Annotated in this window: 14 protein-coding genes; 7 read left to right on the top strand and 7 right to left on the bottom strand. The window is 30.5% G+C overall.

Features of this window, described 5'->3' with window-relative positions:
• Positions 1–43 precede the first annotated feature (43 nt).
• Positions 44–268 carry a DUF8828 family protein gene (locus N2251_RS09850; RefSeq protein ID WP_218772832.1) on the bottom strand — a complete coding sequence of 75 codons (225 nt, stop codon included), beginning with the start codon at positions 266–268 and terminating at the stop codon, positions 44–46.
• A gap of 21 nt (positions 269–289) precedes the next feature.
• On the bottom strand, positions 290–1,681 hold the full coding sequence (locus tag N2251_RS09855) for an MATE family efflux transporter (protein WP_260586555.1): 1,392 nt from the start codon (positions 1,679–1,681) through the stop codon (positions 290–292).
• Positions 1,682–1,793: 112 nt separating this feature from the next.
• On the opposite strand from N2251_RS09855, the gene tpx reads away from it, so the two are divergent.
• From tpx to ribB, 6 genes are all read left to right on the top strand, one after another.
• Positions 1,794–2,291, top strand: coding sequence for a thiol peroxidase (gene tpx / locus N2251_RS09860; RefSeq protein WP_260586556.1), 498 nt, complete (start codon positions 1,794–1,796; stop codon positions 2,289–2,291).
• Positions 2,292–2,297: 6 nt separating this feature from the next.
• A complete protein-coding gene (locus N2251_RS09865) occupies positions 2,298–2,678 on the top strand; it encodes a diacylglycerol kinase family protein (protein ID WP_260586557.1) in 381 nt (126 codons plus the stop codon).
• 27 nt (positions 2,679–2,705) lie between these two features.
• Positions 2,706–5,126: a DNA translocase FtsK gene (locus tag N2251_RS09870; protein WP_260586558.1), complete on the top strand. Its 2,421-nt coding sequence runs from the start codon at positions 2,706–2,708 to the stop codon at positions 5,124–5,126.
• A 39-nt stretch (positions 5,127–5,165) separates the two neighbouring features.
• Positions 5,166–5,819 carry an outer membrane lipoprotein periplasmic chaperone LolA1 gene (gene lolA1 / locus N2251_RS09875; RefSeq protein WP_260586559.1) on the top strand — a complete coding sequence of 218 codons (654 nt, stop codon included), beginning with the start codon at positions 5,166–5,168 and terminating at the stop codon, positions 5,817–5,819.
• Between the two features lie 89 nt (positions 5,820–5,908).
• A complete protein-coding gene (locus N2251_RS09880) occupies positions 5,909–7,357 on the top strand; it encodes an LptF/LptG family permease (RefSeq protein WP_260586560.1) in 1,449 nt (482 codons plus the stop codon).
• A 2-nt stretch (positions 7,358–7,359) separates the two neighbouring features.
• The gene (gene ribB, locus N2251_RS09885; RefSeq protein ID WP_260586561.1) at positions 7,360–8,502 is read left to right on the top strand and encodes a 3,4-dihydroxy-2-butanone-4-phosphate synthase; all 1,143 of its coding nucleotides are present in this window, start codon (positions 7,360–7,362) and stop codon (positions 8,500–8,502) included.
• A 68-nt stretch (positions 8,503–8,570) separates the two neighbouring features.
• Here ribB and N2251_RS09890 read toward each other — a convergent pair whose 3' ends face one another.
• The 4 genes from N2251_RS09890 to N2251_RS09905 all read right to left on the bottom strand — a co-directional run bounded on the left by N2251_RS09890 (position 8,571) and on the right by N2251_RS09905 (position 12,312).
• The gene (locus N2251_RS09890) at positions 8,571–9,512 is read right to left on the bottom strand and encodes an NAD(P)H-dependent flavin oxidoreductase (RefSeq protein WP_260586562.1); all 942 of its coding nucleotides are present in this window, start codon (positions 9,510–9,512) and stop codon (positions 8,571–8,573) included.
• The gene (locus N2251_RS09895; protein ID WP_260586563.1) at positions 9,512–10,312 is read right to left on the bottom strand and encodes a toxin-antitoxin system YwqK family antitoxin; all 801 of its coding nucleotides are present in this window, start codon (positions 10,310–10,312) and stop codon (positions 9,512–9,514) included. The genes N2251_RS09890 and N2251_RS09895 overlap by 1 nt, the downstream gene beginning before the upstream one ends.
• Before the next feature lie 23 nt (positions 10,313–10,335).
• Complete coding sequence (mnmA, locus tag N2251_RS09900) at positions 10,336–11,547, bottom strand: tRNA 2-thiouridine(34) synthase MnmA (protein ID WP_260586889.1); 1,212 nt, start codon at positions 11,545–11,547, stop codon at positions 10,336–10,338.
• Between the two features lie 66 nt (positions 11,548–11,613).
• Positions 11,614–12,312: a toxin-antitoxin system YwqK family antitoxin gene (locus tag N2251_RS09905; protein ID WP_260586564.1), complete on the bottom strand. Its 699-nt coding sequence runs from the start codon at positions 12,310–12,312 to the stop codon at positions 11,614–11,616.
• 62 nt (positions 12,313–12,374) lie between these two features.
• On the opposite strand from N2251_RS09905, the gene N2251_RS09910 reads away from it, so the two are divergent.
• Positions 12,375–12,959: an adenylosuccinate lyase gene (locus tag N2251_RS09910; protein WP_260586565.1), complete on the top strand. Its 585-nt coding sequence runs from the start codon at positions 12,375–12,377 to the stop codon at positions 12,957–12,959.
• Positions 12,960–12,975: 16 nt separating this feature from the next.
• On the opposite strand, the gene N2251_RS09915 is transcribed toward N2251_RS09910, so the two are convergent.
• Complete coding sequence (locus N2251_RS09915) at positions 12,976–13,815, bottom strand: sterol desaturase family protein (RefSeq protein ID WP_260586566.1); 840 nt, start codon at positions 13,813–13,815, stop codon at positions 12,976–12,978.
• Positions 13,816–13,825: the final 10 nt, after the last annotated feature.

A 13,825-nucleotide genomic window follows, 5' to 3' on the forward strand; every position in this document is an offset into this window, starting at 1 on the left:
TTTTCTCTTAACTTATTACTAAACAAAAATTGCTAGCTAAAACTTATTCTAAACCTTCCATTTCTTTATCATAAAACTCTCCTGCCTTATCCATTAAACCGGCTAATTCGGTAGTAATATCTTCTTCTGTTTCTCCTGTTAAATCTTCAAACCATTCTACTTCATCGTCTTTTAAGTTGATTAAAAAACGTGGAAATTCTGTATGTAATACAAAAATATCTTCTGGATGATTGCTATTATCTGCTAATAAAAATTTAGGTAAATTCATAAAAAACGTATTATTTATATTTTATTTATCCCCAATAACGGGGTTTCTTTCAATCAATTTTAAAGTTAATCTATTAAATCTAATAAAAAGTAAAATAGATGCTGTTGTTAAACCCGCTAATAACCCTAACCAAATACCAAAACTACCATAAGTTTCTTCAGTTCCTAAAAAATAACTGATAGGAAAACCTACAATCCAATATGATATAAAAGTAATTATTGTTGGTATTTTAACATCTTGTAACCCTCTTAACGCTCCTAATATTACAACTTGAATACTATCTGATATTTGAAAAATAGCTGCCGCAATTAATAAATTTGCTGCAATTTTCATAACTTCCATATTATCCGCATAGTTTTCAGCATCACTTAAATCTACATATAAATTAGGTAGCGATTTATGAAATAGGTAAAATATGGTTGCGAATCCTATTGCTAATATTATCCCTAATAAAAAGATAGAAAAAGCGATTCTTCTAAGCGCTGTAAAGTTTTTTAATCCTTTTTGATTTCCTACTCTAATCATAGAGGCAACTCCTAATCCCATAGCGACCATAAATGTCATTGAGGACAAGTTTAAGGCTATTTGATTTGCTGCTTGTGCATTTTTACCTAACAATCCGCTTAACCAAATGGCTGCCGTAAAAATAGCGACTTCAAAAAACATTTGCATAGCACTTGGTGCACCTAAATTTATTATTTTACGAAGCATTAATTTATCGAGTACAAATAATTTGATATTAGTTACCAGTAACTTTGAGCGTTCTTTTCTTTTTAAAATCCACCAAAGGTGAAAGACCATTACAAATCGAGAAAATAAGGTTCCGTATGCAGCACCTACAATTCCCATTTCTGGAAAGCCGAATTTTCCGAAAATCAACAAATAATTTAAAATTACATTTAAAACATTCGCTAAAATTGTAGCATACATTGGGTAACGTGTCATAGACAAACCATCACTAAATTGTTTGAATGCCTGAAAAACAATCATCGGAATTAAAGAAAAAGCCACCAAATCTAAATACGGAATTGCTAATTCAACAACTTCAACAGGTTGCTTCATTAAATACATTAAAGGTTTTGATAAGAAAACCAATAGAAACATTAAAATACCTATAGTGGTACATAAAAACAAACCGTGTTTAAAGGTAGATTTTGCTTCTTTAAAATTATTAGAAGAATCTGCTTCGGCAATTAAAGGTGTAATTGCTGTAGAAAATCCGATTCCTAAAGACATGGCAATAAACATAAAACTGTTTCCTAAAGAAACAGCTGCTAACTCTGCCGTTCCTAATTGCCCTACCATAATATTATCTACAAAACTTACAAAGGTATGCCCTAACATTCCTAACATTACTGGGGCTGCAAGCTTTAGGTTGTATTTAAATTCTGATGTGTATTGTTGTAAGTTCAAAAGGTATTGTATTTCAAAATGCGAAGATAACTTTTTTAATAGTCCGCTATCTTTATCTTCTTCATTTTTTAATTAATTTAATTACCTTTGATTTTTATAAAACAAACAGAAAATGGCTACAATAACATTAAAAGGAAATTCAATAAATACAACAGGAAATTTACCAGAAAACGGTAGTAAAGCAACTGACTTTTCATTAATTGCAACAGATTTATCAATTAAAAATTTAAATGATTTTTCTGGTAGTAGATTAATTTTAAATATTTTTCCTAGTGTAGATACTGGAACATGTGCAGCATCTGTTAGAGAATTCAACAAAAAAGTTGCCGGTTTAGACAATACAAAAGTTTTATGTATTTCTAGAGATTTACCTTTTGCACAAGGTCGTTTTTGTGGTGCTGAAGGAATTGAAAATGTAATTATGTTATCTGATTTTGCTACTGGAAAATTCGGTAAAGATTATGGTTTAGAAATTACAAATGGTCCTTTGGCTAACTTACACTCTCGTTGTATTGTTATAATTAATGAAGAAGGAAACGTTATATATACAGAACAAGTAAGTGAGGTTGTTGATGAACCAAATTATGAAACAGCTTTAAAAGCTTTATAATATTTCATGAAAAATCCTAATGATGGTTTTATTAAAGGAAGGTTGCGTAGTATGACCTTTGCTTTAAAAGGAATGTGGTTATTAATTACCACTGAAGACAGCATTAAAGCACAACTTTTTTTTGGCTTTATTGCTACTATTTTAGGTTTCTGTTTTAATATTTCTATGAATGAATGGATGCTTCAAACTTTAGTTATCGGAATGGTTTTAGTGGCTGAAGCATTAAATACTGCTGTTGAAAAAGTAGCTGATTTTGTACATCCTGACTATCATGAAAAAATAGGTTTTATAAAAGATATTGCCGCTGGCGCACCCGCTTTTGCAGCCTTTACCTCATTGATTATTGCAGGTATAATTTATCTTCCTAAAATAATAGCTATATTGTAACATTCAATTTATTTCTAACCTAAATACATGGCAAAAAAAAAGACAACCACTCAAAAGAAACAACCTAAAAATAATTCGTTAAAAAAAGTTTATTCTTTTTTTTCTAACAAACACAATCAAACTATTTTAGGTGCTTTTTTGGTGCTTTTTTCAATATTTTTAACTGTTGCATTTATCTCTTTTTTCTTTTCATGGCAAGAAGATCAAAGTGCTTTATCGCAATTCTCTAACAAAGCAATTCCTAGTAAAAATTTATTAGGAAAAATTGGCGCTATATTAAGTAACTTTCTTATTTACAAAGGTTTTGGATTCGGTGCTTTTATTATACCAATTACGTTATTTTTAACGGGAGCAAGAATTTTACTTCAAACCAATTTAAAAAGAATCGTAATTTCATGGAACTGGGGTTTATTAATAATGCTTTGGTTATCTATTTCACTAGGGTTTGTTGAAAAAAAGAATGCCCTTTTGTCTGGTATTATTGGTTTTGAATTAAACGAATACTTACAAACATTTTTAGGAAAAACAGGATTAATTATTTTATTATTTTTCTTTTTAATTGCTTATTTAATTATTCGTTTTAGTATTACTCCAGAAAAAATTAGCGAAAAAGTAAAAACAGCTAAAGAAAACAAAGTAGTAGACATAGCAATCCCTAATGAAGAAACTGTTGTAGCACCTGTTAAGGAAAAAGATTCAGAATCAAAATCTGGATTTGAATTATCTGTAGAAAATTTACAACCTACTATTTCAAAACATTCTGAAGTAAAAACCGCTACGGAACCAAAAGAGGAAGAAATTACTCTAAATGTCGATTTAAAAAGCGAGCCTTTAGTAAAAGTATCCGAAGAAACAAAAAAAGAGATTGAAATTGCTATTGAACAAAATTCTGAGGAAAAAAGTGTTGCTGAAAACTTATCTGATAAGTTAGTTAAAGATTTTGGTGAATTTGATCCTACCTTGGATCTAGGAAACTTCAAATTCCCAACTTTCAATTTATTAAAAGAGTATAACGAAACTATTTCTATAGATCCGGAAGAACTTGAGGCTAATAAAAACCGAATTGTAGAAACACTTAAAAACTATAAAATTGGTATTGCTCAAATTAAAGCAACTGTAGGACCAACAATTACATTATATGAAATTGTTCCTGAAGCTGGTATTCGAATTTCAAAAATAAAGAATTTAGAAGATGATATTGCCTTATCTCTTTCTGCCTTAGGTATTCGTATCATCGCACCTATTCCTGGTAAAGGAACTATTGGTATTGAGGTTCCCAATAAAAAATCAACGATTGTTTCTATGCATTCTGTTATTGCTTCAAAGAAATTTCAAGAATCTCAAATGGAGCTTCCTATTGCTTTGGGTAAAACAATTTCTAATGAAACCTTTGTGGTTGATTTAGCTAAAATGCCACACTTATTAATGGCAGGTGCAACGGGTCAAGGAAAATCTGTCGGTTTAAATGCTGTTTTAACTTCTTTATTATACAAAAAACACCCTGCGGAGGTTAAATTTGTTTTGGTAGATCCGAAGAAAGTAGAATTGACATTGTTTAATAAAATTGAGCGTCATTATTTGGCTAAATTACCTGATAGTGAAGATGCAATTATTACGGACACTGCCAAAGTTGTAAACACATTGAATTCTTTATGTATAGAGATGGACAATCGTTACGACTTGCTTAAGAATGCCATGGTTCGTAATATTAAAGAATACAATACTAAATTTAAAGCTCGTAAATTAAATCCGAATGACGGACATCAATTTTTACCATATATTGTTTTAGTAATTGATGAATTTGCCGATTTAATTATGACTGCGGGTAAGGAGGTAGAAACACCTATTGCTCGTTTAGCGCAATTAGCTCGTGCCATCGGAATTCATTTAATTGTAGCTACCCAAAGACCTTCTGTAAATGTAATTACAGGTATTATTAAAGCTAATTTCCCTGCAAGAATCGCTTTTAGAGTAACTTCTAAAATAGATTCTAGAACAATTTTAGATGCGGGTGGAGCAGATCAATTAATAGGTCGTGGAGATTTATTATATACGGCTGGAAATGATTTAAACCGAATTCAGTGTGCTTTTGTAGATACACCTGAAGTTGAAAAAATAACAGATTTTATTGGCTCTCAACGTGCTTATCCTGATGCTCATTTATTACCAGAATATGTTGGTGAAGAAGGTGGCACAAATGTTGATATAGACATTGCAGACAGGGATAAATTGTTTAAAAGTGCTGCTGAAGTTATTGTTACAGCTCAACAAGGTTCGGCATCTTTATTGCAACGTAAATTAAAATTAGGATACAATAGAGCTGGTAGAATAATTGATCAATTAGAAGCTGCTGGTATTGTAGGCCCTTTTGAAGGAAGTAAAGCAAGACAAGTTCTAGTTCCTGATTTTGTTGCTTTAGAACAATTACTAGAAAACGAAAAAAATTAATAGTTATAAAAATATTCCCGTAACGGAAAAAAGTATAAAATGAGAAAACTAGCATTATTATTTATTGGATTATTTATTAGTGTAACCGCTATCGGTCAAAACACTTCTGCACAAGCTAAACAGTTATTAGATGAAGTTTCTAGTAAAATGGGGGCTTACAATAACATGCTTATTGGCTTTAATTCTTCTCTAATCAACAGAGAAGCTGGTATTACTAACGATCCACCAATAAGAGGAGAAATAACTCTTTCTGGCGAAAAATATAACTTAGATTATTTAGGCAACAATTTTGTTTTTGATGGTAAAAAACTAGTTGTAATTAATCAAGAAGAAAAGGAAGTAAATATTTCAAACGGAAACTTAGATGAGGAAGATGGTTTTATTTACCCATCTAAATTATTAACTTTTTACAAAGAAGGTTATAATTACTCTATGGGGAAGCTTAATAATAGTAATGGTCGAAAAATACAATTTATTAATTTAACACCTATCGACAGTAATTCTGATATTGTAAAAGTTCAATTAGGTATTGATGCGAAAACAAAACACATCTATAAATTAGTACAAATAGGAGCTAATGGAGCTGAAACAACGTTTACGATTACCAAATTTAAAAGTAATCAACCTATTTCTAAAAATCTATTTTCTTTTGATAAGGAAAAGTATCTAAAAAAAGGATATTTTATCGATTAAGTTTTAAAATATACGTTTTGTTAATAGTACTAAAAATCATTAACAAAACTTTTATTCTTTTATCCATTTAACCCACTACCTTTGCTACTGTGAAAACATTAGACAAATATATTTTAAAAAGCTTCTTACAGCCTTTTTTCGCAACATTCTTAATCATACTATTCGTTTTAGTAATGCAAGTACTTTGGCTTGCTTTTGATAGCTTTGCTGGTAAAGGAATAAGCCTTGTTATTATCTTAAAATTTCTTTGGTACACCATGCTTCTTATGGCGCCCCAAGCATTGCCTATCGGTGTTTTACTCTCCTCAATCATGACTTTAGGTGGTTTATCTGAAAATTATGAATTTGCGGCAACAAAATCTGCTGGTATTTCACTACCAAGAATGGTTCGTCCTTTAATTATTTTAACAATTATTTTAAGTGCTGTAAACTTTGTTTTTTTAAACAATGTATACCCGTATGCAATGTTAAAACAGCTAAACATGAAAGTTAATATTAAAAAGAAACAACCTTCAATTGCCTTGGTTGCTGGAAGTTTTAATACGGAATTACCTAACTTTCAAATTAAGTTTGATGAAAAATACGGTGAAGAAAACAATCTTCTTAAAAAAGTTATTATTTACGATCTTTCTGATAGAAAAGGAAACAATAAAATTATAACCGCAAAAAAAGGAAAAATAATTTCTGATGAAGGCAGTCGATACATGACATTAATTTTAGAAGATGGTTATTATTTTGAACATCATATAAAAAATGGAGCACCCATTAAAGAGAAACAAAAAATGCCTGCCTCACATGCTTATTTTGACGAGTATACTATTAACATTGATATTTCTTCTTTAAGTGGTGATGATTTAGAAAAAGAAAGGTATAAAACACAATACAATATGTTGAGTTTAAATCAACTTAAAGATACGATACCTGTGATGAAGAAAAATTATGACAGCCATATTTCTAGCAGAGCTAAAAACTTATTTTTAAGTATTGATGTAGACGATTTACATTCATATCCTGATTCTATAATAAACAAAGAGCTTTCATTAAATACTCTTGAAAATTTTAACCCAAGAGAAGTAAAAATTATTTTAAGAAGTTCGATTTCTAAAATTGACCGTACTTTAAATAATATCAAGTCAAATAAAGAAACTATCAAGAGAAAACGAAAGTACCTAAATTTATACGATATTGAATTTTATAACAGAGTTGCTTTTTCACTTTCTTGCTTATTACTTTTCTTTATAGGAGCTCCATTAGGATCTATAATTAGAAAAGGTGGAATGGGTTTACCTATGATTCTTGCAATAGCGGTCTATGTACTCTATTTTTTCACCAACACTTTTGGTAGGAATTTAGCAGAAGAAAGCTCGGTTACAGCTATTTTTGGTTCTTGGCTAAGTGTATTATTAATGCTACCTTTGGCTATAACATTAACTATTAGAGCTAGTAAAGACAAAGGTTTATTCGATTTTAAAAGTTTTTTTACCTCAATTATCAATACATTTAAAAACATATTCTCTAAAAAAGAGAAAACAACATAACAATGGCAACACAAACAGCAACTAAAGTTCAATTAAATACTATTGAAGAAGCTATACAAGACATTAAAGACGGAAAAGTTATAATTGTTGTAGATGATGAAGATCGCGAGAATGAAGGAGATTTTTTAGCAGCTGCAGAAAAAACAACTCCTGAAATGGTTAACTTTATGGCAACGCATGGTAGAGGTTTAATATGTACTCCGCTTACCGAAGATCGATGTAAAGAATTAGAACTAAATATGATGGTTCATAATAATACTGACCCTATGGAAACCGCTTTTACTGTTTCTGTTGATTTAAGAGGGAAAGGTGTTACTACAGGAATTTCTGCTGCTGATCGATCTAAAACAATTCAAGCATTGGTTGATTCAGAAACAAAGCCTTTCGACCTTGCTCGTCCTGGTCATATTTTTCCTTTAAAAGCAAAAAACGGAGGTGTTTTAAGAAGAACTGGTCATACGGAAGCTGCTATTGATTTTGCTCGTTTAGCAGGTTTAAAACCGGCAGGTGTTATTGTAGAAATCATGAATGAAGATGGTACCATGGCTCGTTTACCGCAGTTATTAAAAGTTGCAAAAAAATTCGATCTTAAAATTGTTTCTATTGAAGATTTAGTTGCCTATAGAATGGAGCATGATTCTTTAATTGAAAAGAAAGAAGATTTTAATATAAAAACTCGTTTTGGTGACTTTCGTTTAAGAGCTTACCAACAAACTACAAATAAACAAATCCATATCGCTTTAACTAAAGGTAATTGGACAAAAGATGATGCTGTTTTAACTCGAATTAATTCAACTTTAATTAACAATGATATTCTTGGTACTTTAACCAACAATGCTGACAAAAAACTAGACCAAATGTTTAATGTCATCAATGAAGAAGGTAAAGGAGCTATTGTTTTTATCAATCAAGAAAATCAAGCTTTAAACTTATTAAACCGGTTAAGAGGTTTAAAAGAAAACCAAGCAAACGGAGAAATGAAGGCTCCTAATGTTGTGATGGACAATAAAGATTTTGGTATTGGAGCACAAATATTACACGATTTACACTTACATAAATTACGTTTAGTTTCTAACACAAAACAAACCAAACGTGTTGGTATGATTGGTTACGGATTAGAAATTGTAGACTACGTAAATTACTAAAACATACATTTTACAAAATAAAAAAGGAAGCTCTAGGGCTTCCTTTTTTATTTTATAAATTTCACTAATTATAAATTAGCTACTGATAATTTAACCTCTTCGTATTCTGTTACTATCTCTTCGATAACTTCTTTAGCTGATTTTATGTCATTTATAATTCCTGCTATTTGTCCAATTTCAAGCTCTCCATCTTCTAAATCGCCTTCAAACATTCCTTTTTTGGCTCTTGCGCGCCCTAACAATTCTTTAATATCTTCTATCGATGGATTCGTTTGATACAACTCTTGAACTTCATTATAAAACTTATTTTTAACCAAGCGAACTGGTGCTAATTCCTTTAATGTTAATTGTGTTCCACCATCTTTAACAGCTACAATTGTTTTCTTAAAGTTATCGTGAGCAGAAGACTCTATAGTAGCTGCAAAACGACTACCAATTTGCACTCCGTCTGCGCCTAAAATCATCGCCGCTAGCATTCCTCTACCCGATCCTATTCCTCCAGCAGAGATCACAGGTATTTTAACCTCTTGCTTTACCATTGGTATTAAGGTAAGCGTAGTAGTTTCTTCACGTCCGTTGTGTCCTCCTGCTTCAAAACCTTCACAAACCACAGCATCTACACCTGCAGCTTCGGATTTTAAAGCAAACTTTACTGAACTTACAACATGTACAACTGTAATACCTTTTTCTTTTAAATGAGAGGTCCAAGTTTTAGGGTTTCCTGCGGATGTAAAAACAATTTTAACGTCCTCTTCAATAATGATATCCATGATTTTTTCAATATCAGGATATAACATTGGTACATTTACGCCGAAAGGCTTGTCGGTTGCTTTTTTGCATTTCTGAATATGTTCACGCAATACATCAGGATACATAGACCCTGCGCCGATTAAACCTAATCCGCCTGCATTAGAAACTGCTGACGCTAGTTTCCATCCAGAAACCCAAATCATTCCTCCTTGAATAATTGGATATTTAATATTAAAAAGTTGTGTGATTTTGTTTTGCATTACCCTCTAAAGTTTAATGGTTGAGAAAAATTAAATGGAATTGTTCTATTTAAATGTGTGGCAGGAATCCAACCTTCTATATTTTCAAAAAAAATGGTTATTTGTTTCTTTAATTTGGTGGGAAGTTCCTCGTCTATAGTAACATCTTTAATCCTTCCTTTAGTATCTATTACATAATAAACGTTCACTTTTCCTTTAACCTTAAAGTCTATATTTCTTATTAACTTTTTTAGTTTATCAATATATTTTTTATTCCCACCTTTAAATTTTGGTTTTTTAATCTTAAAATCATCATATTTAAAATCAATTTTATTTCCTTGCAAATTATAGAAAGTAGATTTTAATAGGGAATCCTTCTTAAAAACACCTCTACTGGCAATTGATCCATTATAATGATATAATTTCCAAACCCCTTCTTTATTTCCTTTTAAATATAAGGCCTCTATATTCTTATTTCCATTGTCAAACCAACGTGTTTCTTTTCCATGTTTTTCTCCTTTATCATTGTAATATAATAAAGAAGTCATTTTTCCATACTTGTTAAAATTAACCGACTCGCCAATTTTATTTCTTTTATCTTTTGATTTATAATGGGTATAATTATACAATTTCCCACTTCTTAGAAACTTTCTAACAAACCACAAAGAGTCTGACTTCTTTGTTATTATTTCAAAAGACCTTGCTTTTGATTTATCTTTTGTAATCTTTCCTTTTTTATCTAAAAAATTCACAATAGAATCTTTTTGTGAGTAACCTTTAAAACTCACTAATAAGATTAATAATAGCAATACCTTTTTCATATTTTTCTTTTCTTATTTGCAATCTATGATATTACTCCCGAACCTAAAAGTTCTTCGTTTATATACCAAGCTACAAATTGCCCTTCTTGAATAGCAGATTGCGGATTTTCAAATTCAACATACAATCCGTTTTCAACTTTATGAAGGGTTGCTTTCTCTAATTGTTGACGGTAACGAATTCGAGCTTCAACTTTCATTGTTTCGCCATATTTTAATCCTAAATCTTCACGAACCCAATGCAACTCTTCGTTAGATACAAATAATACATTTCGATATAAACCTTGGTGATTTTTACCTTCACCTGTATAAATTACATTTTCGTTTACATCCGTTTCAATAACATACAAGGCTTCTTTGGTTCCTCCTACATTTAATCCTTTTCGTTGCCCTTTTGTAAAATAATGCGCTCCTTGATGCTTACCTACTATTTTTCCGTCTTCTTTGTTATAAGAGAATTTTGTTGAAAAATAACTTAGTTCAGCTTCTTTGTTTTCAAACTTCGGAATTGGACGCGTATATTGTTCAAAATCTGAAGGAATTTGTACAATTACTCCTTCTTTAGTTTGTAATTTTTGTTGTAAAAAATCTGGCAATCGAACTTTACCTATAAAACATAATCCTTGAGAATCTTTTTTATCCGCAGTAATTAAATCTGCTTTTTTTGCAATTTCTCTAACTTCTGGCTTTGTTAATTCACCTATAGGAAACATTGCTTTAGATAATTGTTCTTGCGATAATTGACATAAAAAATACGATTGATCTTTATTGTTATCTTTTCCTGCTAAAAGTTTATAAACAGCATTTCCATCAATAACTTCTTCCTCTTTTCTACAATAATGACCCGTTGCTACATAATCGGCACCAAGACTTAAAGCGATGTCCATAAAAACATCAAACTTTATTTCTCTATTACATAAAACATCTGGATTTGGTGTACGTCCTTTTTCGTATTCATTAAACATATAATCTACAATACGTTCTTTATATTGATCGCTTAAATCTACCGTTTGAAAAGGAATTCCTAATTTATCAGCAACAATCATTGCATCGTTGCTATCTTCTAACCAAGGGCATTCATCAGATATCGTTACCGAATCATCGTGCCAGTTTTTCATAAACAAACCGATTACTTCGTATCCTTGTTCTTTTAATAAATAAGCGGTTACACTACTATCTACACCTCCCGAAAGTCCTACTACTACTCTTTTCATTCTATACTTTTGTAAGCTGCAAATTTACGAATAAGTTTCTGTTTTTATAATGGATAAAACTAATAGAATCATCAATTTAATTGATTGCTATTAATTACCGTTTTTTAAGTCAGATAGTTTTTCTTTTTTTCTTTTATCAACAATTTCACCATCCATATAAAACTCCCACTTTCCAACTCTTTTTCCGTTTTTGTAGATACCTTTTTCCTTTATACCTCCTTTTAAATCGTAGTATTTACCTTCTCCTTCTAACTTTCCGTTTACATAAAATACGTCTTCAATTAAAATTGCAGAATCTGTAAATGTTTTAGAGACTCCATTCTTTTTACCGTCTTTATAAGATGTTTCTTGAGTTATATTTCCGTTCGGGTAATAATTTTTAAGAGTTCCATCTAGTTTCCCATCTTTATATTCTTCTTCAGAAAAAGTTTTTCCGTTCGAAAAATAATAAATCCATTTACCGATGCGGTTTTTCCCTATCATTTTACCTTTACTTTTAAGCGTACCTAATTCATTGTAAAACTTAACCGATGCAGTATCTTTAACAAATGTTTTTACAATTGTTGGTATGGTAGACGATGTAATATTATAAAATTTAAAAACGCCAACTTCTTTACCATCTTTAAAAGTACCTGAATAACGAATTTTTCCATTATCATAATTCTTTTTCCAAACTCCAGTTCTTTTTCCATTCGCATCTAATTTGTTTAATTTCTGAGCTTCTATAGAAACCATAAAAAAAACTGATAATAAAAGTACTGTTGAAAATATCCTCTTTATATTTAGCATTGATAGTTTTTTTATTTAATTTGATAATTTACTAAAATCAAAAATACACAAACCGTACCAATATGAGTATCGATTTTTTAATTTCTGTTTTAAATGACATGAAAAACCCTGCTAGGGTAAACAGAGATAATGCTGCTAATATTGTATTAGCACAACCAAATTTAATAAAACACTTAGTTGATTTAACTTTTAATGTAAATGTTAAGCTCTCAATTAAGGCTGCTTGGGTATTAGAATGGATTTGTACGCATCACGGAATTGAACATATTTTACCTTATTTAGATCGTTTTACTACAAATATTTCAATCGTTCGTTTTGATAGTGCTGTGCGTCCTTGCGCTAAAATTTGCGAACACTTAGCTAATGCTTTTACTTCAAAAAAAGGCAATAAAACTAAAACTACTTTAACACAAAGTCATATTGATGCGATTATTGAAACTGGATTTGATTGGTTAATTACGGATCAAAAAATAGCCGTTAGAGCTTATACTATGACTTTCTTATATTTATTCGGATTACAAAAAGACTGGGTGCATCCTGAATTAAAACACCTTATTGAAACAAAAATCATTCACGAAAGTAAAGGCTGTAAAGCTCGCGGAAAATATATTTTAGAAATGATTGAAAAACAAAAAACGAGCTTTTAAAACTCGTTTTACAATCTTAATCCAACTCATCTAAATTAGTTGGTTTCCTATAACCAACAAAAGGTTGTTTTAATAACTCTTTTAAACTGGCATTTTTTTCCGCATCCGGAAAAGTATCTACACCATACACAATTTTTTCTCTATCAAACTCCATATAAGTTCCGAAAATTCTATCCCAAATAGAAAAAATATTTCCGTAGTTAGAATCCGTGTATGGTAACATATTATGGTGATGTATTTTGTGCATATCTGGCGATACAATTATATAACTCAACACCTTATCTAACTTTTTAGGCATTTTTATATTTGCGTGTGTTAACTGTGTAAAAATTAACGACATTGATTGATACAGCATTATAATTGCAATTGGCGTACCCACTAACAAAACACCTATTAATGTGAACGTAAAACGAATAATACTTTCTAAAGGATGATGACGATTTGCTGTAGTTGTATCTACCTCATGATCGGTATGATGCACCAAATGTACCATCCAAAGTTTTGGAATTTTATGTTCGGTAAAATGTGCTAAATATGCTCCGAAGAAATCTAAAAACAACACACCTAAAACTACATATAACCACAATGGCATTTCCGGAAGCCAATTAATCAATCCGAAATTATTTACTTGCACCCAATCTGCTGTTTTTAATAATAAAAAAGCTAATGTAAAATTGATGACAATGGTAGTTGCTGTAAAAAACAAATTCGGAAAAGCATGTTTCCATTTATTATATTTAAAACTAAATAATGGTACTGCGCTTTCTAATAACCAAAAAAAAGTAATTCCGCCAACTAAAATTAAACTTCGGTGACTAGACGGAATCGTCTCAAAATAATGAATAAGGGTTTCCAATGTAAAATGT

The sequence above is a fragment of the Tenacibaculum haliotis genome (genome assembly GCF_025215075.1).
GTDB classification, from domain to species: Bacteria; Bacteroidota; Bacteroidia; order Flavobacteriales; family Flavobacteriaceae; genus Polaribacter; species Polaribacter haliotis_B.

Bases quoted from the DNA above. Each gene is read 5' to 3' on its own strand.
- N2251_RS09895 (WP_260586563.1), bottom strand. From the start codon at position 10,312: ATGAAAAAGGTATTGCTATTATTAATCTTATTAGTGAGTTTTAAAGGT.
- N2251_RS09910 (WP_260586565.1), top strand. From the start codon at position 12,375: ATGAGTATCGATTTTTTAATTTCTGTTTTAAATGACATGAAAAACCCT.
- N2251_RS09870 (WP_260586558.1), top strand. From the start codon at position 2,706: ATGGCAAAAAAAAAGACAACCACTCAAAAGAAACAACCTAAAAATAAT.
- lolA1 (WP_260586559.1), top strand. From the start codon at position 5,166: ATGAGAAAACTAGCATTATTATTTATTGGATTATTTATTAGTGTAACC.
- N2251_RS09850 (WP_218772832.1), bottom strand. From the start codon at position 268: ATGAATTTACCTAAATTTTTATTAGCAGATAATAGCAATCATCCAGAA.
- N2251_RS09905 (WP_260586564.1), bottom strand. From the start codon at position 12,312: ATGCTAAATATAAAGAGGATATTTTCAACAGTACTTTTATTATCAGTT.
- tpx (WP_260586556.1), top strand. From the start codon at position 1,794: ATGGCTACAATAACATTAAAAGGAAATTCAATAAATACAACAGGAAAT.
- N2251_RS09890 (WP_260586562.1), bottom strand. From the start codon at position 9,512: ATGCAAAACAAAATCACACAACTTTTTAATATTAAATATCCAATTATT.
- ribB (WP_260586561.1), top strand. From the start codon at position 7,360: ATGGCAACACAAACAGCAACTAAAGTTCAATTAAATACTATTGAAGAA.
- N2251_RS09865 (WP_260586557.1), top strand. From the start codon at position 2,298: ATGAAAAATCCTAATGATGGTTTTATTAAAGGAAGGTTGCGTAGTATG.